The organism is Aquaspirillum sp. LM1 (genome assembly GCF_002002905.1).
Classification (GTDB): Bacteria; Pseudomonadota; Gammaproteobacteria; order Burkholderiales; family Aquaspirillaceae; genus Rivihabitans.
In genome coordinates this window covers 3,879,010-3,904,266 of the sequence record NZ_CP019509.1, presented here as the reverse complement: position 1 = coordinate 3,904,266, position 25,257 = coordinate 3,879,010, and the positions used below count along the sequence as shown (strand labels likewise).

At 62.5% G+C, this 25,257-nt stretch carries 25 protein-coding genes; 8 read left to right on the top strand and 17 right to left on the bottom strand.

What is annotated here, in order from left to right; all coding sequences use genetic code 11:
* Positions 1–10 precede the first annotated feature (10 nt).
* The 5 genes from BXU06_RS16910 to BXU06_RS16890 form a co-directional block, all read right to left on the bottom strand.
* Entirely contained in the window at positions 11–1,045 is a 1,035-nt protein-coding gene (locus BXU06_RS16910) for a glycosyltransferase family 9 protein (RefSeq protein ID WP_077302395.1), read from the bottom strand.
* On the bottom strand, positions 1,042–2,085 hold the full coding sequence (locus tag BXU06_RS16905) for an NAD-dependent epimerase/dehydratase family protein (RefSeq protein WP_150125254.1): 1,044 nt from the start codon (positions 2,083–2,085) through the stop codon (positions 1,042–1,044). The genes BXU06_RS16910 and BXU06_RS16905 overlap by 4 nt, the downstream gene beginning before the upstream one ends.
* An 8-nt stretch (positions 2,086–2,093) precedes the next feature.
* A complete protein-coding gene (locus BXU06_RS16900) occupies positions 2,094–3,383 on the bottom strand; it encodes a nucleotide sugar dehydrogenase (protein WP_077302389.1) in 1,290 nt (429 codons plus the stop codon).
* Positions 3,384–3,659: 276 nt separating this feature from the next.
* Positions 3,660–4,187, bottom strand: coding sequence for a hypothetical protein (locus BXU06_RS16895; RefSeq protein WP_077302386.1), 528 nt, complete (start codon positions 4,185–4,187; stop codon positions 3,660–3,662).
* On the bottom strand, positions 4,184–4,723 hold the full coding sequence (locus BXU06_RS16890; protein WP_077302383.1) for a gamma carbonic anhydrase family protein: 540 nt from the start codon (positions 4,721–4,723) through the stop codon (positions 4,184–4,186). The genes BXU06_RS16895 and BXU06_RS16890 overlap by 4 nt, the downstream gene beginning before the upstream one ends.
* Before the next feature lie 134 nt (positions 4,724–4,857).
* On the opposite strand from BXU06_RS16890, the gene BXU06_RS16885 reads away from it, so the two are divergent.
* On the top strand, positions 4,858–6,900 hold the full coding sequence (locus BXU06_RS16885; RefSeq protein ID WP_077302380.1) for a M3 family metallopeptidase: 2,043 nt from the start codon (positions 4,858–4,860) through the stop codon (positions 6,898–6,900).
* A gap of 65 nt (positions 6,901–6,965) precedes the next feature.
* Here BXU06_RS16885 and BXU06_RS16880 read toward each other — a convergent pair whose 3' ends face one another.
* The 9 genes from BXU06_RS16880 to pxpB form a co-directional block, all read right to left on the bottom strand.
* On the bottom strand, positions 6,966–8,576 hold the full coding sequence (locus BXU06_RS16880; RefSeq protein ID WP_171982261.1) for a methyl-accepting chemotaxis protein: 1,611 nt from the start codon (positions 8,574–8,576) through the stop codon (positions 6,966–6,968).
* A 512-nt stretch (positions 8,577–9,088) separates the two neighbouring features.
* A complete protein-coding gene (locus BXU06_RS16875; protein WP_077302374.1) occupies positions 9,089–9,823 on the bottom strand; it encodes a retron system putative HNH endonuclease in 735 nt (244 codons plus the stop codon).
* Positions 9,820–11,268 carry an AAA family ATPase gene (locus BXU06_RS16870; protein WP_077302372.1) on the bottom strand — a complete coding sequence of 483 codons (1,449 nt, stop codon included), beginning with the start codon at positions 11,266–11,268 and terminating at the stop codon, positions 9,820–9,822. Before BXU06_RS16870 ends, BXU06_RS16875 begins: the two co-directional genes overlap by 4 nt.
* A gap of 194 nt (positions 11,269–11,462) precedes the next feature.
* Positions 11,463–11,933, bottom strand: coding sequence for a 23S rRNA (pseudouridine(1915)-N(3))-methyltransferase RlmH (gene rlmH / locus BXU06_RS16865; RefSeq protein WP_077302369.1), 471 nt, complete (start codon positions 11,931–11,933; stop codon positions 11,463–11,465).
* 28 nt (positions 11,934–11,961) lie between these two features.
* Complete coding sequence (gene rsfS, locus BXU06_RS16860; protein ID WP_077302366.1) at positions 11,962–12,330, bottom strand: ribosome silencing factor; 369 nt, start codon at positions 12,328–12,330, stop codon at positions 11,962–11,964.
* Positions 12,331–12,414: 84 nt separating this feature from the next.
* A complete protein-coding gene (nadD, locus tag BXU06_RS16855) occupies positions 12,415–13,062 on the bottom strand; it encodes a nicotinate-nucleotide adenylyltransferase (protein WP_077302363.1) in 648 nt (215 codons plus the stop codon).
* Positions 13,059–13,625 (bottom strand): carbonic anhydrase, encoded by a 567-nt coding sequence (locus tag BXU06_RS16850; protein ID WP_077302360.1) that lies wholly within the window; start codon positions 13,623–13,625, stop codon positions 13,059–13,061. The genes nadD and BXU06_RS16850 overlap by 4 nt, the downstream gene beginning before the upstream one ends.
* A 193-nt stretch (positions 13,626–13,818) precedes the next feature.
* A complete protein-coding gene (locus BXU06_RS16845; RefSeq protein WP_077302357.1) occupies positions 13,819–14,745 on the bottom strand; it encodes a biotin-dependent carboxyltransferase family protein in 927 nt (308 codons plus the stop codon).
* The gene (gene pxpB, locus BXU06_RS16840; RefSeq protein ID WP_077302354.1) at positions 14,738–15,406 is read right to left on the bottom strand and encodes a 5-oxoprolinase subunit PxpB; all 669 of its coding nucleotides are present in this window, start codon (positions 15,404–15,406) and stop codon (positions 14,738–14,740) included. The genes BXU06_RS16845 and pxpB overlap by 8 nt, the downstream gene beginning before the upstream one ends.
* A gap of 194 nt (positions 15,407–15,600) precedes the next feature.
* Here pxpB and BXU06_RS16835 point away from each other — a divergent pair, with 194 nt between their 5' ends.
* From BXU06_RS16835 to BXU06_RS16805, 7 genes are all read left to right on the top strand, one after another.
* Complete coding sequence (locus tag BXU06_RS16835) at positions 15,601–16,140, top strand: winged helix DNA-binding protein (RefSeq protein WP_253189487.1); 540 nt, start codon at positions 15,601–15,603, stop codon at positions 16,138–16,140.
* 170 nt (positions 16,141–16,310) lie between these two features.
* Positions 16,311–16,604, top strand: coding sequence for a metalloregulator ArsR/SmtB family transcription factor (locus BXU06_RS16830; RefSeq protein ID WP_077302348.1), 294 nt, complete (start codon positions 16,311–16,313; stop codon positions 16,602–16,604).
* Between the two features lie 77 nt (positions 16,605–16,681).
* The gene (locus tag BXU06_RS16825) at positions 16,682–17,113 is read left to right on the top strand and encodes a YeeE/YedE family protein (RefSeq protein ID WP_077302346.1); all 432 of its coding nucleotides are present in this window, start codon (positions 16,682–16,684) and stop codon (positions 17,111–17,113) included.
* Between the two features lie 3 nt (positions 17,114–17,116).
* On the top strand, positions 17,117–17,542 hold the full coding sequence (locus BXU06_RS16820) for a DUF6691 family protein (protein WP_077302343.1): 426 nt from the start codon (positions 17,117–17,119) through the stop codon (positions 17,540–17,542).
* 88 nt (positions 17,543–17,630) lie between these two features.
* Positions 17,631–18,851: a Tat pathway signal protein gene (locus tag BXU06_RS16815; RefSeq protein ID WP_077302340.1), complete on the top strand. Its 1,221-nt coding sequence runs from the start codon at positions 17,631–17,633 to the stop codon at positions 18,849–18,851.
* A gap of 78 nt (positions 18,852–18,929) precedes the next feature.
* The gene (locus BXU06_RS16810; RefSeq protein ID WP_077302337.1) at positions 18,930–20,762 is read left to right on the top strand and encodes a phospholipase; all 1,833 of its coding nucleotides are present in this window, start codon (positions 18,930–18,932) and stop codon (positions 20,760–20,762) included.
* 102 nt (positions 20,763–20,864) lie between these two features.
* Entirely contained in the window at positions 20,865–22,391 is a 1,527-nt protein-coding gene (locus tag BXU06_RS16805) for a M48 family metalloprotease (RefSeq protein WP_077303009.1), read from the top strand.
* Positions 22,392–22,474: 83 nt separating this feature from the next.
* Here the strand turns inward: BXU06_RS16805 and BXU06_RS17950 are convergent, their stop codons facing one another.
* The 3 genes from BXU06_RS17950 to BXU06_RS16790 all read right to left on the bottom strand — a co-directional run bounded on the left by BXU06_RS17950 (position 22,475) and on the right by BXU06_RS16790 (position 25,237).
* A complete protein-coding gene (locus BXU06_RS17950; RefSeq protein WP_077302334.1) occupies positions 22,475–23,932 on the bottom strand; it encodes a methyl-accepting chemotaxis protein in 1,458 nt (485 codons plus the stop codon).
* 140 nt (positions 23,933–24,072) lie between these two features.
* Positions 24,073–24,966, bottom strand: a complete 894-nt coding sequence (locus BXU06_RS16795; protein ID WP_077302331.1) for a transporter — start codon at positions 24,964–24,966, stop codon at positions 24,073–24,075.
* 79 nt (positions 24,967–25,045) lie between these two features.
* Entirely contained in the window at positions 25,046–25,237 is a 192-nt protein-coding gene (locus tag BXU06_RS16790) for a 2-hydroxymuconate tautomerase (RefSeq protein WP_077302328.1), read from the bottom strand.
* Between the last annotated feature and the right edge of the window lie 20 nt (positions 25,238–25,257).

Here is a 25,257-nt window from a genome sequence, read left to right as displayed (position 1 = left end):
CGTCAGACCGCTACCGAATCTGCCCGATATGCAGTCGCCGCCAGGTGGCGGCTACCTCATCCACGCTGATGTCGGCCACGGTCTGGCTGTTGGCCTGCAGTACCTTGAATGGCGCGCTGCCACCCGGTGCCCAGACGCGCGGGTCGCTGTTGCCAAACAGGCAGACCATTGGCTTGCCCAGCCCGGCGGCCAGATGCATGGCACCACCATCGCTGCAGATGACTGACTGACAGACCGACAGGCCGCCAATCAGTTGCTCCAGACGCTCGGTGGGATAGGGCAGCAGCGGCAGGTTGCGCTCCCGGCAGGCGTCAATAATCTGCTGGGCTTTGCGATCGTCGCCGGGGTGTTGCGGATGGTCTTCCTCGCCAGGCGACCAGAACAGCATGAACGCCGCGCCGGTGGCCTTGTTCAGCCGGGCGGCCAGTTCGACAAAGCGCTCGGCGGGCCAGCGCTGGCGTGGCTTGCGCGCGCTGATGTGCAGGCCGATCAGCGGTTTGCCGGGGCCGGGAATGATGTTCACCTCGGCCAGGGCCATGCGCGCGGCCAGGCGTTCTTCGTTGCGGGCAAAAGTGCTGACTGGCGACAGCTTGCCCCGGCGCAGATTCAGCGCCGGCAACAGGCGCAACACCCGCTCGGCCTCCAGCTGTGGCTTGTTGTCCGCCGGCACGGTCACGTCCAGGCCCTTGGTCGGGGCAAAGCCGGCTACCTTGCCCGGCTTGATCATCCGCGCCAGCTTCAGCGCGTGGGTCTGGTCGCCGCCCGAGGGCAGCAGCACCAGATCAAACTGTTTGGCGCGCAGGCTGCGCATCAAGCGCCAGGTGTCCCACCATACCCGCAGTTTCGAGCGTTCGCTGTGTTTGGCCTTGGTGTAGACAAACACATCGTCCAGTACCGGGTTGTCGTGCAGCGCCTCGGCGTTGTAGCTGTTTACCAGCGCGGCCAGATAGGCGTTGGGCAGGGCTTCACGCAGGGCAGAAAACAAGGGCGTGGTACACACCAGATCACCGATATTGTCGCGGCGGATAATCAGCACTTTCTTCACGCGGGTGCCCCGGCACCAAACAGCTGGGCATACCAGGGCGCGGCAATGTCCAGCCCTTCGGCCACCCGATGGGTGGGCGTATAGCCCAGCAAGCTGGTGGCCTTGCCGATATCGGCCTGCGAATGGCGCACATCGCCGGCGCGGAAGTCGCGGTACACCGGCTGCATGGCAGCAGCAGCAGGCTGCCAGCGCGCCACTTGCTCACGAATGGCCGCGTACAGCTGGTTGAGCGTGGTGCGGTCGCCCACCGCCACATTGAACACTTCGTGGCCCTTGGGCAGTGCCGGCGCGGTAGCGGCCAGCAGATTGGCCTGCACGGCGTTGCCGACAAAGCAGAAGTCGCGGCTGGTTTCACCGTCGCCGTTGATGTACACCGCCTCCTGCTTGAGCAACGCGGCAAACCACATCGGCATCACTGCGGCGTAAGCGCCGTTGGGGTCCTGGCGCGGGCCGAATACATTGAAGTAGCGCAGGCCCACTGCCGATACACCGTAGGCGCGGGCAAACACGTCGCCGTACAGTTCATCCACGTATTTGGTCACCGCATACGGCGACAGCGGATTGCCGATCACGTCTTCCACCTTGGGCAGGCCAGGATGGTCGCCGTACGTGGAGCTGGACGCGGCGTAGACAAAGCGTTTTACCCCGGCGTCGCGGCTGGCAATCAGCAGGCGCAAAAAGCCGTTGATATTGTTGTCATGGGTGTTCCACGGGTCGTCCAGCGAACGCGGCACACTGCCCAGCGCCGCCTGATGCAGCACATAGTCCACGCCGGCCACGGCCTGGGCGCAGTCGTCCGGCTGGCGGATATCGCCTTCAATGAAGCGAAAGCGCTGCCACGCCTCAGCGTCCACCAACTCGCGCACTTCGTCCAGATTACGCTGATGGCCGGTAGAAAAATTGTCTAGGCCTACCACGGTCTGGCCCAGTCGCAGCAAGGCTTCCAGCAGGTTGCTGCCGATAAAGCCGGCGCAGCCGGTCACCAGCCAGGTGCGCGGCTGGGCGACAAGCTGGTCACGCAGGGTGTCATAAGCGGTCATGGTCATCCTCACAGACGCCAGAAGCGCAGGCCGGCGGCCTGGGCAGCGGCTTTGTCCACCACGCCCTTGACGTCGATCAGCACGCGGGCGTCGGGCTTGAGTAGCTTTTGGTAGCCGGCGATGTCCAGCGCGGCAAATTCGCTGTGCGCCACGCAGACAATCACCGCATCGGCCAGCGCCAGCTCGGCAAACGGCACTGGCGTCACGCCGTATTCGTGTTCGGCTTCTTCGCGGTCGGCCTGCGGGTCGCACACCTGCACTTGCACGCCAAATTCGCGCAGTTCCTGAATTACGTCGATCACCCGCGAATTGCGCAGGTCAGGGCAGTTTTCCTTGAAGGTCAGCCCCAGCACGGTCACCACGCTGCCGGCCACCAGGCTGCCGCCGTGGATCATCTCTTTGATGGTGCGCTGGGCAACAAACTTGCCCATGCTGTCGTTGATGCGCCGGCCAGCCAGGATCACCTGCGGGATGTAACCCAGTTTTTCCGCTTTGTGGGTGAGGTAGTACGGGTCCACGCCAATGCAATGGCCGCCCACCAAGCCCGGCTTGAACTTGAGGAAGTTCCACTTGGTGCCGGCGGCTTCCAGCACGTCCAGAGTGTCGATGCCCATTTTTTCGAACAGGATGGCCAGCTCGTTCATCAGGGCGATATTGAGGTCGCGCTGGGTGTTCTCGATCACCTTGGCGGCTTCGGCCACCTTGATCGACGCAGCCTTGTGCACGCCGGCGGTCACCACCGAGGCGTACACGGCGGCGACGATGTCCAGCGTGGCGGCATCCTGGCCTGACACCACTTTTTTGATCTTGGTGAAAGTGTGTTCCTTGTCACCCGGATTGATGCGCTCGGGGCTGTAGCCCACGGTGAAATCCTCACCGCAGCGCAGGCCGGAGAGTTTTTCCAGAATCGGCACGCAGATGTCTTCGGTCACGCCCGGATACACGGTGGATTCGTACACCACGATGTCGCCCTTTTTCAGCGCGCGCGCCACGGTTTCGCTGGCCTTTTCCACTGGGGTAAGGTCGGGCTGGTGGGCGTCGTCCACCGGGGTGGGCACGGCGACGATATGAAAATCCGCTTCGCGCAGCACGTCGATCTGGTCGGTGTAGGTGATGTGCGTGGCGGCCAGTTCGGCGTTGTCCACTTCCCCGGTACGGTCGTGACCGGCTTTCAGCTCGGCGATACGGGTGGCGTTGATGTCAAAGCCGATGGTGTGCACATGCTTGCCAAAGGCAACGGCAACTGGCAGGCCCACATAGCCCAGGCCAACAACAGAGATGGTGCGAGTGTGTGTCATGGTGGATATCCCGGCATCCTGCCGCCAGCCAGGGCCGGCGGACACGAGCCAACAACTTGATTAAAGTCGAGTCAAAAATTCGGTGCCCGGCAGCATGGCCGGGGTGGGGCCAGGCGGGACAGGTCCGCCAGCAACACGATGTCTGCTATTGTGGCGTGAATTGGCCGGGGATGCCAGTTGCGTGCAGCATCATGCTCACTGGTAAATTTTCCGGCACGCGCCAGCGCCATTTTCCTGTCCATGCGGGCGCAAATGGGCATGTGCCCTCAACGCCCGTCAAAACGGCAGCGGGCACACCACGGCGGTGCTGGTTTCACCGTTGACCCCCACCACAAAACTGGCACCGCGCGTTTGCCAGCTGTCGCCCACCGCCACCTTACTGTGCCGGAACGACAACGCCTTGCGCAGGCCGGCTTCCACGTCAGCCGGGCGGCCATTCAGTTCAATGGCAAATTCGCCACCAGGCTCGTGCAGACTGAGCAGGCGGGTCAGCGCGGTGACCGGCACACCATGCCAGCTGGCCTGCGCCGGCACGCCCAGCAGCCAGATGTCGTCATTCACTGCCACCCGCTCCGGTGCGCCAAACGAGGCGGCCAGCGCCGGCGGCACGCTCAGCCGGGCGGGCTGCACCACCTGTCGCGGCTCGCCTTCGGCATGCCCCAGCGACTTCAGCAGGCTGACCAGCGCCGGGCTGGCCTGGCAACTGTCGGCCAGGCTGTCGAGCAGGCCATCGAGTTCGCTGGCCGAAGCCAGCGGCGGCAGGCAAAATGCCAGCGCCGCCACACTGCGCCAGACCCGCTTCATTGGCCGGCCTTGTGCTTGTTGGCCAGACGCACATAATGCGCCGCCGAGTAACGCAAAAAGCCCAGTTCTTCTTCGGTGAGCGCCCGCGCCTGCTTCACCGGGCTGCCCACGTACAAAAATCCTGACACCAGACGCTTGCCCGGCGGCACCAGGCTGCCGGCGCCGATGATCACGTCGGATTCAATCACGGTTTTATCCAGCACAATCGACCCCATGCCCACCAGCACGCGGTCGCCAATGGTGCAGCCGTGCAGATTGACGTGATGGCCAATCGTCACATCGTCGCCAATGGTCAGCGGTGCGCCATTGGGATCTTTTTCGCTTTTGTGCGATTCGTGCAGCATGCAAAAATCCTGCACATTGCTGCGCGCGCCAATGCGCACCGAGTTCACATCGGCACGAATCACCGCCATCGGCCAGACCGAGCTGTCCTCGCCAAGCACGGCATCGCCGATAATCAGCGCGGTGTCGTCAACAAAACAGGTGTCGGGCACCTGTGGGTAAATGCCGTCAAACGGGCGAAGGTTGCGTTTCATCGAAAAAGACCCCATATCTCTGCGTGGCGGGAAAACAGCCGTTATGATACCCCGAAGCGCATTTCGCCAACCGCCCCCACCGGGTTTTCTGCGCCGGAGGCGTTGGCCCACCCCCGAATACTGAGGATTGATGCATGGATAACCCGCTGCTTGATTTTGCCGAACTGCCCCGCTTTGCCGAGGTGCGCCCTGACCATATCACCCCGGCGGTGGATCAGGTGCTGGCCACCGCGCGCGCCACGGTGCAGGCCATTACCGCCGACAACGTGCCCGCTACCTGGGACGCGGTGCTGGCTCCGCTGGCTGACGTCACCGAGAAAATCAGCTGGGTGTGGGACCCGGTGTCGCACCTGAACGCGGTGGTCAACACCCCGGCGCTGCGCGAAGCCTACAACAGCAATCTGGCCAAAATTTCCGAGTTCTATACCGAGCTGGGGCAAAACCTGGCGCTGTTCGCCAAGGTCAAGGCGCTGGCCGCCAGCGCCGACTACGCCAGCCTGAGCCCGGCGCGCCGCCAGATCATCGACCATCAGTTGCGCGACTTCCGCCTGTCTGGTGCCGAACTGCCCGACGCCGAAAAAGCCCGCTTTGCCGACATCCAGGCCCGGCTGTCCGAGCTGTCGGCGCGCTTTAGCCAGAATGTGCTGGACGCCACCGATGGCTTTGCCCGCTACATCGACGACGCCGCCGAGCTGGACGGCCTGCCCGACGACGTGCTGGAAATGATGCGCGCTGCCGCCGAGGCCGACGGCAAGCCGGGCTACAAGCTGAAGCTGCACTTCCCGTTTTACTTTCCGGTGATGCAATACGCCAATCACCGTGCGCTGCGCGAATCGATGTACCACGCCAACGCCACCCGTGCGGCTGAGTTTGGCCCAGCCGAGCTGGACAACACCCTGCTGATTGGCGAAACCCTGTCGCTGCGCGACGAAGAAGCCCGCCTGCTGGGCTTTGCCAACTATGCCGAAGTATCGCTGGCCCCCAAGATGGCCGATAACCCAAGCCAGGTGATTGCCTTCCTGCGTGACATGGCCGCCCGCGCCAAGCCATTTGCCCAGCGCGACCGCGCCGAGCTGGAAGCCTTTGCCCGCAATGAGCTGGGGCTGAACGACCTGCAGGCGTGGGACCTGGCCTGGGTCAGCGAAAAACTGCGCGTGGCGCGCTATGATTTTTCTGAACAGGAAGTCAAAGCCTACTTTGCCGAACAGCGCGTGCTGGACGGCCTGTTTGCCATCATCAGCAAGCTGTTCGACGTGGATATCCATCCGCTGGCCGCCACCTTGTGGCACCCGGACGCCCGCTTCTGGGAAGTGCGGCGCAATGGCCAGGTGGTGGCGCAGTTCTATACCGACCTGTACGCGCGTGAAGGCAAGCGCGGCGGTGCCTGGATGGCCGACATCCGCGCCCGCCGTCTGCTGGCCGATGGCCGCCTGCAGATTCCGGTGGCGCTGCTCACCTGCAACTTCACCGCCCCGGTGGGCGACAAGCCGGCGCTGTTCACCCACGACGAAGTGATTACCCTGTTCCATGAGTTTGGTCACGGCCTGCACCATATGCTCACCGAAGTGGACGAGCTGGGCGTCTCCGGCATCAATGGCGTGGAATGGGATGCGGTGGAGCTGCCCAGCCAGTTCATGGAGAATTTCTGCTGGGAATGGGACGTGCTCAGCCACATGACCGCCCATGTGGACAGCGGCGAGCCGCTGCCGCGCGCGCTATTCGACAAGATGCTGGCGGCCAAGAACTTCCAGTCCGGCATGATGGCGGTGCGTCAGGTGGAGCTGGCATTGTTTGACATGCTGCTGCACGCCGAACTGGACGCCAAGGGCGAATTCATGGCCCTGCTTGATGCGGTGCGCGCCGAGGTGGCGGTCAACCCCACCCCGGCCTACAACCGTCTGCCGCACAGCTTCAGCCATATCTTTGCCGGCGGCTATGCCGCAGGCTACTACAGCTACAAGTGGGCGGAAGTGCTGTCCGCCGATGCTTACGCTGCATTTGAAGAAACCGGCCACGCCAACCCGGCAGTGGGTGAGGCATTCCGCCGCGAAGTGCTGGCGGTAGGTGGCTCGCGCCCGGCGATTGAATCGTTCCGCGCCTTCCGTGGCCGCGACCCGCAAATCGATGCCCTGCTGCGCCACACCGGCCTGGTGGCCAGCGAGGACGCCACCACATAAGGAAGGCGGCAGGCCTCCGCCCCGGTCTGCACGACGGGGCTGGGGCCGCACCGGGTCACACCGCGTTACACCTGAAACTTGGCCACGGCGGCATTGAGCTGGTCGGCCAGCACTTCCAGCTGTTGGGCACTGTGTCGCGCCTGCTCGGCGGTGCTCGCCGATTGCGCCACCATGCTGGCGATACGCTCGATATGCTCGGCCACGCTCTGGTTGGCCACGCTTTGCTCCAGGGTGGCACTGGCCACATCACGAATATTGTCCAGCGCCAGTGCCGCACCCGCGCGGATTTCTCCCAGCGCCCGCGCCGCCGACTGCGCCTTTTCCACACTGCTTTCCACTTGGGGGGCTGCAGCATTCATGCTGCCCACCACATCGCGGGTATCGCGCTGCACCGCGCCGATCATGCTGGCAATCTGTGCCGTGGCCTGGGTGGTGCGCTCAGCCAGCTTGCGCACCTCGTCGGCCACCACGGCAAAGCCCCGGCCCTGCTCGCCGGCGCGGGCGGCTTCAATCGCCGCGTTCAGCGCCAGCAGGTTGGTCTGGTCGGCAATGTCCTTGATCACCCCGGCAATGCCGCCAATGTCCGCCGCGCGCTGGTCGAGCGCGGCAATCTGCTCAGAGGCATGCGCCAGTTGCTCGGACACCTGCTGAATATGGCTGGCGGCATCGCTGACCAGCACGCCGCCATCTTCGGCCAGCGTGGCAGCGCGCGCGGATTGCGTCTGGGTGCGCTGGGCATTGCCGGAAATGTTCTGCACACTGTGGGATAACTGCTGAATGGCCGCCGTGCTGGAGGTGGCGGCGTCGGTGGCGTGGCTGGCCATGCTGGCCATGTCCATCATTTGCTGATTGATGCCATGAGCGGACTGGTTGAGCTGATTGGCGTTCTGCTGGATTTGCCGGACCATGCCGCGCAGATGTTCCTGCATGCGTGCCATCGCCCCCAGCAGGCTGGCGTCATTCACGCGGTCATCAATGCGCTGGTTCAACTGGCCACTGGCAATGGCCTGCGCCACGCGGGTGGCATGCGAGGGTTCGCCGCCCAGCGCCCGGTAGATGGCGTGCGAAATCCAGATGGCTATCCCGACCATACAGGCAAACACGGCGGCACCAATGCCCAGAAACTGCCAGACGCGCTGCCAGAAGACGGCGTCGATGTCATCCAGAAACACCCCGGTACCCAGAATCCAGTTCCATTCAGGGATTTTCAGCACACCATTCAGGCGGGGATATTGCACATCGCCATTCGGTCGGCGGGTGTAAAACAACACATAGCCAAAGTCGCTTTTTTCCAGCACTTCCCGATAGCCTTCGATGGTGGTACGGCCATCCGGCAATTTGCCGCCGGGATCAATCTTGCCTTCCTTGCGCTTGTCCGGATGGGCGATGAACAGCCCGGAAAAATCACGCAGCACCATGTAGTCGCCCTTGTGGCGCATGCCGCGAATGGCCTGCGCTGCCAGACGTTGCGCGTCTTCCCGACTGAGCTTGCCGGATTTTTCTGCCGCCTGGAATTGGGCAATCAGGTTGCCAGCCATGCGCACATGCGTTTCGATGCCGGCCTTGCGCTCGGACAGCATGGCATCGCGTACCACATACAGCGAGTAGGCAGAGAGAAGGATGAAGCCAATGGCGGCAAACAGCACGATCAAGGCCAGACGATGGGATATTTTCATAAGACACATCCACGGTTAAAAATACTAAGTAAAAACACCTAAATAAAAAAGTCATGCGTGTCGACGTGGTTTTTATCATGAGGCACATCAGTACCGTCAGGATAGACATTTATTCAAGTGGTTGATTATTATTTGTTTTTGTTTTCTACGCGGTTTGTTTGCACAACGATGATAGTGTGATGACTTAGCTTAATGCAAGTGAATTATGCCTTGAGGCTATTGTTTTTTCGGTAATGGACTCGATGGCCAGCATGCATACGTCACTGACAGGGCGTTTGTGCGAAATGCCTGGCCTCACGGTGGCCTGTTGTGAGCACGATCCGGCCAGAGATGGCGACAAAGCCGGGCGCTTCTGCGGTAACGTCGGGTATGTTGGTGGTGAGGTGAGGCGCGTGTCAGCTTTTGGAAGGGCGAGGGTGTTCGGCAGATCTCGATGCCATGCGACGTGATGCCAGTCAGCCAGTCGCTGCTGCCTATTCTGGTCAGGTGCGACAGACAGTACAGAACTCAGCTTATGAAAGACATGACATCTGTTGCGGTGCATGCCGCTGCAAGACATCTTCGGCAATCTGGCCAAAAAACTGGCGTGTCAGGCTAAAAAATCGGCTCAGACGCTGGTTAACGGGCAGCAAATCCACGCTGGCCAAGTCAGCCAGGCTCCAATCCTGCTTCTGGTGCGTCTCGAACAATTGATCCAGCTCATCCCACCATTGCTGCCGGAGCGTGACCAGATAGCCGCTGTTGAGATTAAGCAACTCAATGGTGTAACGAGCGCGCGCTTGTTCCGCTGGCGTCAGATGAACGGCGGGCGTCACGCGGCCATCCGACAGGTAGGCAAAATATCGCGAGCAATCCGCTTGATGGCAGGAGACAAAACGCGACCCATCCACATCGCCTTGCTTGCCTGGCGCATGGCCGCCAAAGACTTCATCTTGTTGTACCTTGAAGGTCTGTAAGTCAGACGAATGTAGTGCGCTGGCCGCCAGGTTGCTGTAATCAAATGTGCGGGCGGGGTTTTGTTTTTTGTTTTCTACATGCTCGATGTGGTAGCCAAGATCCAATTCATCTGCGCGCAGCTCGCTGTAGCAGCACAGGTGATACTGCTCGGCGAGCAAGCTTTGCAGGATGTCCTCTTTATGCGCCAAGTTACGCCAGCCACGGGTGGCTTGTTCTACGGTGGTCGGCGGCGTGGCGTGGGCTTTATTGAGGTGATAACCGCCGCCGCCCTGCTTGCTGATGGCCCTCATGGCTTGAGCGCCTCCTGGCGTAGCCTGCTGCGCTGCAAACGTTGCAACTGCGGGTGTTGTTCACCCAGGCTGGCGGCCAGTTGTTGATACAAGGCCACGGCCTCCGGTTGATCATAAAGCCCTTGATCCACCCACTCGGTCAGGCGTTTCAGGTCGGCTTTTTCTTTGACTGGTGGCTGTGGATCCACCTGCATCACACTGCGCAGCACATCGCCACTGGGTTCGCCATAGGTCATCGCCAAAGGGGGCGTGGCGATCATCTGACCGCTGACATCCAGGCCAAGGAGGCGGATGTTTTCTCGTCTGACGGTGCTTAATACTTGTGGGCTATGCGTGGTGATGATGAACTGAATGCGCGGAAAAATTTCCATCAAGTCGGCCACCACGGTTTGTTGCCAGCCTGGATGCAAATGCATGTCCACTTCGTCGATCAGCACAATCCCCCGGGTACGTCTGGGCGCTGCCTCGCCCAGGTGGGCATTCAGCTTGTAGCAACGGTAGGCAATATCGCCCACCAAGGCCAGCATATTGCGTATGCCGTCGCTGAGCTGGCTGGCTTTGAGTTGCCCATGCGCCTGATGATTGAGCACTAAATCGGCATATTCTTCGCTGTATTCCAGCTCTCGCCAGCCGGTATGCCGCGCCAGCATGGCGTCTGTCGCCAGTTGAATGGCCCGGATGGGCGCACTCAGTTCGTTCAGCGTGTCAGCTGATGCGCGCTTTTCAAGATGGCGAATCTGAGCGGCGCGAAATGACTTGAAAATGCGTGAATACCACGCCGAAAAATGTTTATAGCTGGAGGCTGGGTCCAGGCAATCCCGGTAAGCAAACGTGCGGGACGCCGCTTCGCCATCGGCCTTGTCATAGGCGGCAGTGAGCTTTTTGTGCGCCCATAAGCGGCCCGTGCCGTAATAGCCCAGCATCGGCAAGTCGTCTGGCAGGGATTGAGCATCTGAAAAAATGCGTTTTTGCAGTGCTTGCGCCACGTTTTCCAGATCCAACGCGTGTTTGGAGGCGCGGCTCTTGGTTTTGGTGTTTTTCTTGATGCTTTCCCTATACCGCACACACGCCCAAGGCTGCGCCTCTGACGTTGCATCAGAGGCGTGGTTGGCAGAGGCGGGGCGTTTCAGCGCGCCATCCTCCATCAGGGCGCGAACATATAGCGCGCCGCTGGCGTAGATTTCAGCTGGCAAACGCCAGTCCATTTCATGGGCGCGCACCCGTGCTTGTCGCACATCGTCGATTTGAATGCTGGTGACGTCATTGGTGGTGCTGCCCAGCGCAAAGCCTGCCACATAGGGCCATAACGCGACTTTGACCGCATCCAGAATTGCGGTTTTCCCGGAGCCATTTGGTGCCACCAGCACAGTCATATGTGGGTCAAACTCCACATGCAAATCGTCAAAACAGCGATAGTTTTTCAGATCAAGGCGGTCAATGCGCATTTTGCGTCCTTGGTTAAAAGCCGCCCACAAAACCCCTGGCGTTGTTGCACGACCTTGCCGTATGACTCGCACTGTCTGCGTACGCTGCGCTGTGTGTGGTGAGCAGCTTTAAGAACCGCAATGCCGCCATCGCGGGCAAAGCGATGCTAGCAGGCCAAGAGGTAGGGGGAGAAACTGAAGTGTATGCGCACTTCTCACTCCCGATGGTACGGATGGTTGTTCAGGATCGACACCGCGCGGTAAAGCTGTTCGGCCAGCAGCACGCGCACCATGCCATGCGGCAGGGTCAGCGCCGACAGGCGCAGCAGCACGTCAGCGCGCTGCTTGATGGCGGGTGACAGGCCGTCGGCACCGCCAATCACCAGACAGATGTCGTCGCCGCCGGCCAGCCAGGTTTTCATTTCGCTGGCCAGGCGCACACTGGTCCAGTCCTGGCCGCGTTCGTCCAGCACGATCAGCTTGCTGCGTGGCGGAATGGCCGCTTCGATGCGCGCGCATTCGGCGGCCATGCCTTTTTCGGCGGTGACGCCGCCGCCGCGTTTTTCCGGCTTGATTTCCACCAGATGCAGCGAGGCTTCACGCGGCAGGCGGCGGGCGTATTCGGTAAACGCCTCGTCCACCCAGCGCGGCATTTTGCTGCCGACGGCCAGCAAGGTCATTTTCATCGAAGCAGTCCGCCAGACACGGTCAGGGTTACAGGGCGTTCCACGGGCGGGCCGCGTTCGGGTTGAACGACGGCTTTTCACCGCCCCACAGCGCTTCGAGGTCGTAGTAGTCGCGCACGGCGGGCAGCATCACATGCACCACCACGTCGCCGGCATCCACCAGCACCCATTCACCCGAGGCTTCGCCTTCGGTGCCAACGATGTCCACGCCGTTTTCCTTCAGCTTGACGTGTACGCTGTTGGCCAGCGCCTTGACCTGGCGGTTGGAGTCGCCGGTGCACACCACCATGCGCTGAAACAGGTCGGTCAGCTTCTGGGTGTCGAGGTTGATGATGTCTTTACCCTTGATGTCTTCGAGGGCTTCTACCGCCAGTGCGGCAATCGCTTGTGCGTCCATGATGTCTTTCATTGATTTTTGGCTAGAGCAGGTTCAGTGCAGTGGAATGCCGGCGCAGGCCGGGTCAACCGGAACAGGCAGGCGCTACGGCTGACCGCAGTACAGCTGCTGTTGATGAATATAGTCCAGTACCGCCGGGGCCAGCAGCCCATCGCAGGGCTGACCATCCGCCAGGGCCTGGCGGATGGCAGTGGCCGATACTGCCAGCGCGGGCAAGGTCAGGGCGCGGATTGTACCGTAATGCGTTCGTTTTGAAAAATCAGCCACTTGGCGCGCCTGCCACAGCACGGCCACGGCGGGGTCCAGCGCCGGGCAAGGCAGGTCGGGGCGCTGCAGCACGGCCAGATTGGCCAGTTGCAAGAGCTGGGGCCAGCGCCGCCAGGTGTGCAAGGCGGCCAGTGAGTCGCCGCCAATCAGCAGCCACAGTTCGGCGTCGGCACCCAGGTCGGCGCGCAGGCTTTCCAGGGTTTCCACCGTATACGCCGGGCGCTGGCGGCGGATTTCCCGGTCGTCGGCCAGCAGGCCAGGCTGGCCTGCCAGGGTCAGGCGGACCATCTCCAGCCGCTGCGCCGGGCTGGCCAGCGGCGCGCGGGCGCGGTGGTAGGGTACGCCAGCCGGCACCACATGCACCCGGTCCAGCGATAGCTCGTCGCGCAGCGCGCACGCCATGCGCAGATGCGCCAGGTGCATCGGGTCGAAGGTGCCGCCAAACAGGCCAACGCGCACGCTCATGCCCGCTGGTAACCGTCCACCAGCACATCCAGTTGACCGGTGGTCGGGTGGATCACCAGGCCATGCACCGGAATATCCTTGGGCATCAGCGGGTGGCTGCGAATGGTGGCCACGGTGTGGCGCACGCTGTCCTGCACATTGTCAAACCCCTTCAGCCAGCTGTCCAGGTCAATCCCGGCGGCACGCAGGGTGACAATGGTGTCTTCGCTGACGCCGCGTTCGCGGGCGTTTTCCAGAATCCGCGCCGGGTCGATGGCGCGCATGCCGCAATCGTGGTGTGCCACCACGCAGATTTCTTCGGCACGCAGCTCATACACCGCCACCAGCAGGCTGCGCATCACCGAGCCCCAGGGGTGGGTGACCAGCGCGCCAGCATTCTTGATCAGTTTGGCGTCGCCGTTTTTCAGGCCCATGGCCTGCGGCAGCAGCTCGACCAGCCGGGCGTCCATGCAGGCCAGCACGGCCAGATTCTTGTCGGGAAACTTGTCGGTTTCAAATTTTTCGTATTCGCGGTTGTCCACGAAGGTGCGGTTATGCACGAGCAGATCGCCCAGCAGGCTCATTGAATGGTCTCCGATCGAAGGCTGTGACGTGCCGCCGCCGGGTAGGCGCAGGCACGGAGGGGGCCGCCAAGCGCTGCCTGGCGCGGGCTGGCAACAGGCCGCACGCGTGACGGGGCGGGCTTGGTCACCGGGCGACGATGCTACCACGGGAAGTGGTGGGCTGCGCAGGGGCGACGCGGCCCGAACGGGCGGTTTACCCCTGCGCCAGCATCCGCTGCAAGCGCAGGCCGGCCTGTACCTGCTGCTGCAATGCCCGACGGGCTTCGCTGGTGGTGCAGGGCACAAAGCGCAGCCGGGCACCGGGGCGGGCTTGCGCCAGTTTCCACTGGTCGGCCTGGATGACGCTGGCGATGCATGGGTACCCCCCGGTGGTTTGCGCATCGGCCATCAGGATGATGGGCTGGCCATCCGGCGGCACTTGTACCACACCGGGCAGCACGGCATGCGACAGCAGCTCAATCGGCTGGTGACGCAAGAGCGGCGTGCCGCGCAGGCGCATGCCCATGCGGTTGCCCTGGGGGGTGACAGTCCATTGCCGCTGCCAGAAGGCCGCCTGGGCGCTGGGGCTGAAGCTGGTGTAGTCCGGGCCGGGCAGTGCGCGCAACAGCGGCGTCCAGTCCGGGCTGCGGCAGCCCGGCTGGCCCGACAGGGTGTGTGGCGCGCCCAGCGGCAGGCAATCCCCGGCTTGCAGCGCCCGCCCCTGAAAACCGCCAAACCCGGCTTGCAGGTCGGTGGCGCAGGCACCCAGTGCTTCGGGCACGACAATGCCGCCGTCGATGGCCAGATAGGTGCGCATGCCGTACTCGCAGCCGGTGAGGGTGAGGATTTGCCCGGCTTTGGCCGGGGTGCGCCAGCCGGTGCCAATGGGCTGGCCGTCCAGTTCCGGATGGAAATCCGCCCCGGACAAGGCCAGCCAGGCATCGCGGCCCAGGCGCAGGCTGACCGGGCCAAGCACGATTTCCAGCCCGGCGGCTTCTGGCGAATTGCCCACCAGGCAATTGGCCCGGTACAGCGCGGGCATGTCCAGCGCGCCGCTGCGGGCAATGCCCAGATGACGCAGGCCCTGACGGCCCCGGTCCTGCACGCTGGTTTGCACACCGGGGCGGAGTATTTCAAGCATGGTCAGGCTCCTGTGGTACAAAACGGATGCGGTCGCCGGGCAGCAGCAGCGATGGCGGTTCGCCCTGGGGGTCGAACAGGCGCAGCGGGGTGTGGCCGATCAATTGCCAGCCGCCGGGGCTGTTGGCCGGGTAAATGCCAGTCTGCCTGCCGCCTATGCCGACCGAGCCGGCAGGCACCAGGGTGCGCGGCTGCCCACGGCGCGGGGCGGCCAGGCAGTCGGGCAAGCCGCCCAGATAGGCAAAGCCGGGCTGGAAGCCCAAAAAATACACCCGATAATCCGCCGCGCTGTGGCAGGCAATCACCTCGGCGCAGGAAAGCCCGGTATGCCGGGCCACCTCGGCCAGATCCGGCCCGGCGTCACCGCCATACCATACAGGTATTTCCACCCACCTGCCCGACGGCGCGCTGACGTCTGCCGAAAGGGCCTGCCAGCCTTCACGCAGCCAGGCCATACCTTGCTCGGGGTCGCCGTGTGCCGGGTCGAGCGAGAGGGTGAGGTTGTTCATGCCAGGAACCACATCACAAACGGTGGGATAGTGGCGCAACTGGGCTGCCAGTTGCCAGATGCGTCGTTGCTGGCGCAGGCAGGCCGGGGCGGGCAGCGCCAGTGCCACGGCGGTTTCGCCCAGAAAATAAAAGCGGGGAACAGCGTCCGGCATCACGGCGCTCCTTGGTGGGGTTGGAAAACAGATGGCCTGACCGTACAGAAGGTTGCCGGGCCGGCATGGCATACCCCGGCGATATGCCAAGAGTAACCCCTTATTCATAAGGCCTTGCCATGGTGATTGATATTGGCATATTGCCGTAAAAATACACAGAAAGGCAAGATCATGCGTCAATGGGATTGCTATACTTGCGCATTCTCGTTTACCCGTTGTCGGTCATGACTCCCTCGCTGAATATCGTTTCGTCGTCGCATCTGGTGTCAGAACACAGCGCCGAGTTGTCCGAATTCGAGTTTGGCCTGATGGTGGTCAATAATGCGTTCAACCGCTGGATGGTGCGCTGCATGGCTGCCGCTGGCGAAAAAGACATGACGGCAATGGATGTGTCACTGCTGCATCATGTCAATCACCGTGGCCGCAAAAAAAAACTGGCGGACATCTGCTTTGTGCTCAATATCGAAGATACACATGTGGTGTCCTACGCCCTGAAAAAACTGCTACGTGCCGGTTATGTGGCCAACGAGAAAGTGGGCAAGGAAGTGCTGTTTTTTACCACCCCCGCCGGGATGATGCTGTGCGAGCGCTACCGGGAAGTGCGCGAACGCTGTTTGATCGGCGCGTTGGTGGAAAGTGGCACGGCCAATGCCGATATTGGTGATACCGCGCAACTGTTGCGGGTGTTGTCGGGTCTGTATGATCAAGCTGCCCGTGCGGGGGCCTCGCTGTAATGGGGTTACCCGGCTGTATCACCCCCTCGCTCACGCCAATACGGCTACACCGTGGCGGCGAGCAGGATCAGGATGGCAAGTCAACCGATTTGCCTTTTGCCAATCATTATATAAAAGTATATAGTGTGAATACCCCGCATGAACTCCCTGCTGAACTTCCCGGCGTGGCTATGGACGTCCTCCGTGACAACACCCAACGCGCAGCCGGTTTACTTAAAAGCCTGGCCAACCCCGACCGCTTGCTGCTGCTTTGCCAGCTGGTCGAAATGGAGCGCAGCGTGACTGAACTGGAAAGCCTGACCGGCATCCGCCAGCCCACTCTGTCGCAACAGCTGGGCGTGTTACGCAATGAAGGACTGGTCACCACCCGGCGTGACGGCAAATGGGTGTACTACCGCATTGCCAGCCCGGAAGCGATGACCATCCTGGGGGCCTTGCACCAGATTTTTTGCGAGACGCCCTAAGCCCATGGCCGGGCGTGCCCGGCCATGGCATGGTGCCTGTTCATGCGGGGGGAACCGTTTTGAACAGGACACCCACGATGACAATAGACTGGCTACACTTCACCCCCTGGACCGCCCTTGCTGGCGGTGCCCTCATTGGTCTGGCTGCCGCCCTGTTATGGTGGCTGACCGGCCGCATTGCCGGCATCAGTGGCCTGGTGGGCGGCCTGCTCACCCTGCCGGGTGACTGGCCGCTGCGCCTGGCTTTCACCGCCGGCCTGATTGCTGCGCCACTGCTCTGGCAGCAGTTTGCGCCACTGCCCACCATGGAACTTTCTGCCTCGTTTGCCTGGATGCTGGCCGCCGGCCTGGTGGTGGGCGTGGGCGTCAAGCTGGGCTCCGGCTGCACCAGCGGCCATGGCGTCTGCGGGCTGGCACGGTTGTCGCCACGCTCGCTGGCCGCCACCCTGAGTTTTATGGCAACCGGATTTATCACCGTGTGGCTGTTGCGCCACGTGCTGGGAGGCTGAACCATGCATCAATCGGCAAGAACCGTGGCGGCTGGGCTGGTGGGGCTGCTGTTTGGGGTGGGCTTGATCGTGGCCGGCATGGCCAATCCGGCCAAGGTATTGGCGTTTCTTGACCTGGCCGGCGCGTGGGATCCCAGCCTGGCGCTGGTGATGGGGGGCGCAATTGGCGTGGCGCTGCCGGCATTTGCCCTGTCGCGCCACCGCGATCGTGGCTGGCTGGGGGCGCGCTTTGACTGGCCGCGTGCCAGCCAGATTGACCGCCGCCTGCTGATGGGCAGCGCGCTGTTTGGCGTGGGCTGGGGCATGGCCGGCATTTGCCCTGGGCCGGCGCTGGTGCTGCTGGGGGCTGGTGTGCCAGAAGCGTTTGGCTTTGTGGCGGCCATGCTGGTCGGCATCGGGCTGGCGGGCAAACTCTGGCCGGCGCGTTAGCTGCACGGCGTTTTTTCCCCCTCATCACGCTTCACAAGCGTGTGTTGGCCACGTTCCCTCCAGCAAGCAACCATGAGGGCTGGCGACAATGTGCGCTTCAAGCAATGTTTACACCGTGTGTTTCAGCGGCACGGCCTGCACCCGTGACGAAGGGGAGGAAACCCGGAGCAATAGCGATAAACGCATTTATTGCCCGAACACCGGCTATGTGCCGGTTCGCCTGCATCGGGAGATTTCCGGCTCGTTGTTCCATACCGCGCCCAGCGTGGTCATCCGCGGCGTGGGGGAAAACGACTGGGGCCAGCTCAGGCATTACAGCGAGCCACTGACCATCCAGGGCCCGCTGAACGCGCCAGCCGACTTGCTGGCGTATGTGCGCGATGATGCTTCTGCGCGCAATCAGCACAGCCAGATTGACCAGCTGCACGGCTGGAGCGCCGCCGCCCTGGCCTTGCACGCCGCCAATCTTGCTGCCGCCAGTGGCGCGCAGCGCTATCATTTTGTTGGCCACAGCCGTGGTGCGGTGGCTTCTATCATGGCGGCCTGGTTTTTGTACGCCTATGGCCCACGCGACATTCCCATCAGCATTTTTGCCATTGATCCGGTACCCGGCCCAGGCAACTGGCACGGAATCCTTACCCAATTGCCGCCCAATGTGGTTCGCTATGTGGGGGTGTACGCCTGGGATCATCTGGACAACGGCTTTATGGCACTGGCCCCTCGACCCAACGGCAGGATGACCGGGCAAGCTGACGCCATCAAACTTGGCACCAGCTGGAAAACCCTGGCCGACCATTGCCAGCTGGCTGACCCGCTCGCGCCCAATTCAGCTCCCCAGCCAAAAAACTACCAACTGTATGCTTGCCGGGGCCGGCATGGCACGCTGGCAGGCATCACCACTCGCGATGGCCGGTATGACCCGGCGCTGGCCAGCGCCCGTGTGGCACCGGTACCACAGCTGGTGTATCAGCTTGCTCGCGCCTACCTGGCCGACTGGGGCACACCATTTCAGGCTGACAGCGGCGTGGAAGACAGCGTGATTGCCCTCCGGCGCCGCATCCACACCGACCATGCGCTCTTCGATGCCATGGGCGGCGGCAGCTCCCGAACCCGTATCGTGGAGAAAAGCTTTTTGAGCATGGGCGGCTATGTGCGCCCTGATGTACGCCGGATTTCATCCATCGCTGGCATCAATCCACTCAATGCCTATTACCTCGAAGATGTGGTCGGCGATCCGCCTTATGAATTGTCCTATCCAGTCAGCAGCCTGCGTGAGGGTGCCGGCTGGGTGAAGTGGATGTTTCTCTGAGCGGCTTCACGCCCTGTCCAGTGGAAAGCCAGGCAGAGGCGAGGTCATCGCTAAACGGGTTTTGGGAAGAGAATGCGGATGAGCAAAATTGATGATGTGCAGGCCAGGCTGCAAGAAAAGCACTATTTCAGTCATTTGAGCGGCAAGAATCATGTGCGGATTCTGGATACACCGCACGCCTGGGGACAGCCATTTGGTCCTGGCATCATGCCTGCCGCGCTGGCGCGGCAGGCCGAGTTTGAACGGGCGGTGGTGGAAATTGTGCATCAATCCCGCTATCGCTGTGACCTGGCTTCACTGAACAGCCCTGACCCGGATTGGACCCGGGTGATTCTGGCCGCCATGGACCTTGCCTTGTCGGCACCCATGGATCCGGCGGACATCAACCGGCCAATCCAGTTCCGGTTCTTATTCGGGCAAACGCCGCTTTACCCCGCCAGCGAGCCGCCCAATTACACAGATTTCAAGGCTGCGCTGCTCCGGCTGGTGAGAGCCCGCTGCCAGAACTGGCCGCGTTTGCCGGATATCTGGCTGGGCCGTTTCTTCCGCCTGCAGGCAGGGGTCTTGTCATCGCTAAAAACCCGGGTGTTTGGCGAGGGGGTGATTGACAGCGATGACTGCAAGATGACCTGGAATCACGCCAAAATTGTCGCGGCAGACGGGGCAGAAGCGCTGGTGGGCGGGCATAACCTGAATATGGATCTGTTCAGGAGCTATCCGCCGGTACACGATGTTTCGGTCGTGGTGCATGGCGAGGCTGCCTATGGTGCCCAGCTGTTTTTAAATCAGATGTGGGCATGTGGCACCGATTTGCTGAGCACGGAATACTTCGATGTAAACAAGCTGGCCTGGCAAAAAGGCGATGGCAAACAGGCTCAGTTGACAGACCCCCTGCCGGAAGTGCGCAACTATCTGCAATTGCGCTGGATGCAACTGCAGGCCCTGCATGAGTCGGCGGTCATGGACAGTGATGCCAGCCAGCCAGCCGCCGAGCCGCCAAAACCTGCGCGTGGCCAGGAGGATAGACAGGCGCTGGCCGATCTGGCTCAGCCGGTATTTCCGCCACTGATTGACCCGCGCCGGTACGCCCGGCTGGCCGACTACAAACTGGCCACCCGCATTCTGGCAGTGGGCAAATACTGGACCGGGCCCGATCGCAGCACGGATTATCAGCAGGGCTCCGAGTTGATGAAGGAAGAATTGATCAAAACCGCCCGTCGGCGCCTCTGTTTGTCCCAGATGGACCTGATCAGTGCCTGGAAAAAAAACTGGTCAGATCATGTGGTGTGCCATTGGCTGATGGACGCCCTGCTAGGCAATCCGGATTTAGTTGTCGAGGTGGTGGTGTCCCCGCTGGATGGGGGCGCAGGGGCAGAGGGCGATCAGTATTCATTTGGCTCAGGTGCTCGGCGCACGTTCGAACTGATTGAATATTACATGACGCATGATGTACTTACCGACACCGAACTGGCGGACCGTGACATCCGCGCTGCCGCGTTGCGCCGCCTGTTTGTTGCGCCCCTGTTTTATACCGATGTGCCCGTCGAGCAGACGCGTGAGGGGCTGACCTACAAGTGGCCCGACCTTCCCCCTGAGGGTTACACCGCCACCCTGAAACAAGCGCCGATCAGCGATTTGCCACCACGGGCCGGGGTGATTGGCAGCGCCGTGCAATCGGTAATCAAGGCCAGTGGCAATTACTATGACAAGGTATGGTCCGCGCCAGGCAACCACGCAAAAATCATGATTGTCGACGACGCCTTGTACGTGGTGGGTTCCGATAATCTGTATCCAGGCACGCTATCCGAATTCAATTTTCTGGTGGAAGGCGAGCCCGCTGTCAGGGCGATGCTGGCATCCTACTGGCAGCCGCTGTGGCACTATTCTGGCCCGTACAGCCAGCATGGATAGCATGACACGCGGGGCGTGACGCACGGCGTCGGTGCAGTAGGGCAGGCCTGCGCCGCTGGCAGCATTGACGACCCCGCCCATCTGCGCGGTATGATCATCGCCATGAAACCACACGCCCTGCTCTGCCTGCTGCTGTCTCTGTCCCTGCTGTCGTCGCCAGTGGCCACCCAGGCCGATGCGCTGCAACTGCCCGATCTGGGCGACGCCTCACAAGCAGCGCTGTCACCACAGGCCGAGCAGAAGCTGGGCCGGCAGATCATGGGCATGATCCGCGAATCCGGCGAGATGCTCGACGACGCCGAAGTGGAGCTGTACATCAATCAGTTGGGCCGCCGGCTGGCCAGCGCTTCGCCGGAACTCGGGCCCAGTTTCGAGTTTTTCCCCCTGCTCGACCCGCAGATCAACGCCTTTGCCCTGCCCGGTGGGTTTATCGGCGTGCACACCGGGCTGATTTACACCGCGCAGGGCGAATCCGAGCTGGCTTCGGTGCTGGCGCATGAAATGGCCCACGTCACCCAGCGCCATATTGCCCGCTCCATCGCTCAGCAAGGCAATAACCAGCTGCTGGCCATTGCCGGCATTCTGGTGGCGATTCTGGCCGCCAGCGTCAGCAAGAACACCCAGGTCAGCGCGGCGGCCATGAACGCCGGCACTGGCATGGCCATCCAGAATCAGCTGACCTTCAGCCGCGACTTCGAGCGTGAGGCCGACAATATCGGCATGCAAATCCTGTCGCGCGCCGGATTTGACGCCCGCGCCATGCCCACCTTTTTTGAGCGCATGCAACGGGTGAATCGTGCCAACGACAACCAGGCGCTGGCCTTTTTGCGCACTCACCCGGTAACTGGCGAGCGCATCAGCGCCGGCCAGGACCGTGCCGCCCAGCTGCCGGTCAAGCTGGTGGCCGACAGCCCGGCGTTTTTGCTGGTGCGGGAAAAATGCCGGGTATGGCAGCTGGGGCCGATGGAAGCGGTGAAGTTTTATCAGCACGCGCTGGACAATCGCCAGTTCAACCACGAAGGGGCCATCTGGTACGGCCTGGCCGTGGCCCGGCTGAAACTGGGCGACACTGCCGGCGCGCAAACCGCCCTGAACGAAGCCAGCCAGCGCATGGCCGGCCACCCGATGCTGCTGAGCCTGGGCGGCGACATCCGCCTGCGCCTGCGCGACTACGCCGGCGCGCGCGCGCTGTTTCATGAAGCCGCGCGCCGCTATCCGGACGCCCGCTACCTGGCCTACGGCGAAGTGGACGCCGCGCTGGCGCAGGGCGATCAGACCGGCGTGGCCGCGCTGCTCAAACTGCTGAGTGTGCGCTACGCCAACGACCCGGCGCTGTGGCAACGGGTGGCGCGGCAATACGCCGACCACGACCGCTTGCGCTACCACCAGGCGCTGGGTAATGCCTATTATCTGCAAAACAAACCATCCGCCGCGCTGGAGCAATACCAGCTGGCCAGCCAGGCCCCCGGCGAGGATTTCTATCTGCGCTCCGCTGTCGAGGCGCGCATCCGCGAGCTGCAAACCCAGCTGGACGAGGCACGCAAGGAAAACGGCGGCAAGCCACTGCCGCGTGAACGCTGGCAGAGCGGGGCGCAGCAGTCGGGGCCACTGGCGGCGCATCGGCATTGAAGGCAATGCGGAAACCCTCGTCACCCCGCAACTGAACGGCTGCTGACGGTCGCCTGCGTCTTGTTACTTGGCGGGGTGAGGTTTCAAGCGGGCGTCTGCCGCGCTTCCAGCCCATGCTGGCGTGCCACCAACTCACGAAACGCCGGGCGCACGTGCTGGGCCACCTGCAATACAGCGGCTTCAAACTCGCCACGGGCCGCCAGCGCCAGCGCAGCATCCCGCTCGCGCCGGTACACCCCCAACTGCTCACGCAATGCGCCTACCACCGGGTTGGTCGGCAGGCTGGCCAGCAATTGGTCCAGTTCAACATCGTAGCGGGCCACCGCATCCCGTAATGGCCGCACGGCAGCTGCGTCGGGGCTGTTGATTGCCAGCAGGACATTCACCCGCAGATGGTCGATCAGGCGGTGCAGCCGGGCCATGCTGCCTGGCGCGCTCAGCCCGCCGGATTCCAGGTCCTGCTTGCTCTGATAGAGCGCCTGCAGCAGGGTGCAACTGGCGGCGCGGCAGGTTTCTGCTGTTCCGGCAAACTGCCCGGTGGTGGTGGCGATGGCCTGCAAATGGTCATCCAGCGCCTGGCTGGCGTGTTGCTGGGCATCCGCCGACTGGGCAATGGCCCGCACCGCCAGCGCGGCGGACTGGCTGGCGTCGGCAATCGCCGTTAACGCTGTCTGGGCGTGCCGGGCGTCGGCCACACAGGCGCTGACGCGCTGCGCTTCCGCCGTGGCGGCGCTGACGGTTTGCTGGGTGTTGTGCTGCATGGTGTCCACCGTATGCTGAATTTCGCCGGTCGCGCGGGCAGTGCGTTCTGCCAGCTTGCGCACCTCGTCGGCCACCACGGCAAAGCCGCGCCCGGCTTCGCCGGCGCGGGCTGCTTCAATGGCGGCATTCAGTGCCAGCAGATTGGTTTGCTCGGCAATGTCGCGGATCACCGTCATCACCTGGCCAATCTGTTCGCCTTGCCGGGCCAGCCCGGCGATGCTGCTGGCGGACTGTTCCACACTGCCGGCCAGCGCCTGCAAATCTTCGGTCATCTGCTGGATATGGCTCAGTCCGGCGTCGGCCAGTGTCTTGGCGCGATCCACATGCTGGCTGGCCTGGGCGCTTTGCCCGGCAATCTCGGCCACGCTGCGCGCCAGCGCGCCACCCGAGGCCGCTGCCGCGCTGGCGGCCTGTGCCTGCCGGGCCGACAACCGGGCCATTTCGGCGGTTTGCGACGCCAGCCGGGCGCTGACATCAAACGCCTGATCGGCCTGGCCGGCAAACTGGCTAAGCACGCGGGTCAGCCACTGGCGCACGACATCAATGGCACCGGCCAGCGGATGGTGGGCAGGCAATGCCAGCGCGTGCAGGCGCTGCTGGCGGGCCTGTTCCAGCAGGTGTTCGGCCTGGGCGGCCAGCGGACGTTGCGCCCACCAGAACAGCCCCCACGGCACCAGCAGCAACAGCAGCTGGGTGAAAAACGGAAACGGCCAGCCCAGTTGCACCAGCAGCAGTGCGCTGCTGGCCAGCGGCCAGTAAAATCGGGACATATGGGACATGGTCAGCGTCCTCTGGACAATCGATTCTGAAACTGCGAAAAAAAGACCCGAGCAACTCGGGTCTCAACGCGCTGAGGAAAGCGCCCAGACAGCACCCGCCCCTGGGGAAGCGGGTGCCGGAAGGTTCGACATATTCAGGGTCAGAAACGGTGGACGTACTTGAACCACACCTTGTCACCGGCAAAGCGGTTTTTCACCTGGGTTTCGTGGTCCCATTTCAGGATGAACTGGTCGCCAGACTTGCTGCTGTATTGCAGCGCCGGACCGACGGCCAGCACCTGGCCACGGTTGCCGATATTGCGGCCATTCAGCCGGTCGTCGGTGGTCTGCTTCAGATAATAGCCGCTGAGGCCATACGCCCATTCGCCGCTGCGGTAGCCCAGCAGGTAATCCATGTGAAATTCCTGGCCGGAGCGGTAGTCGGTGTCGCTGTTCTTGCCCTTGATGTTGTACATCAGCTTGGCCGACGCCTCAAAGCCGTTGTCAGCCAGATAGGTCACCGCCAGCACCGGTTCGACGCTGGTGTAATTGGCTCCAATCTGGCGGCCAGGGTGAGTCTTGTCCCAGGCCCCCGTGGGCAGGAACACATCCAGCGCGCCAATCACATGCAGGTTTTTCGACAGATGCCAGCCCAGCACCACCGGGCTCAGGGTCAAGTCGCCAATGCCGCTGCGCGAGGCGCGGTTGCCAAACACGTCCACATTCTGATGCACCACCGGCAGGATGGCCTGGAAGGCATAGTCGGCACCAAACAGTTTGATGTCAGTGACCCGCACCAGCCGCAGGACGTCAAAGGTGGCGCTGACCTTGATGTCCTTGCCGGCCATGTTCACCGTATCGCCGTTGGCGTCTTTCAGCTTGCCGCCGTAGTGGCCCAGATAATTCAGCAAATAGGTGCCTGGCGGCGGCAGCGCGCCAGCCAGAAAACTTTCCGGCCCATTGGCGGACTGGTCGCCGCCTTCCTTGGCCAGTGCGCCAACACTGGCCGACAACAGGGCGGCGGCCAGCAGCACACGAATCGGGTGAGTTTGCATGGTGTTTCTCCTCTTTTATTGTGTTTTTGCCGCCCCCGTTTGTGCCGGGGGTCGGGACTTGCAGGGCAAGGCCAGGGGGTTACCGGCCCAATTCCTTGGCGGATACCCCACCAATGCCAAAGTGTTCCTTGGGCATTTCCTGAATCAGCACGCGCACGGTTTCCTGCTTGGCGTCCAGCGACTCGGCAATTGCCTGGGTGACCGAGGCAATCAGCCGGCTTTTTTGTTCAACCGTGCGGCCTTCGATGATGTGCAATACGGCAATGGGCATGGTGCGATCCTTATACTGAG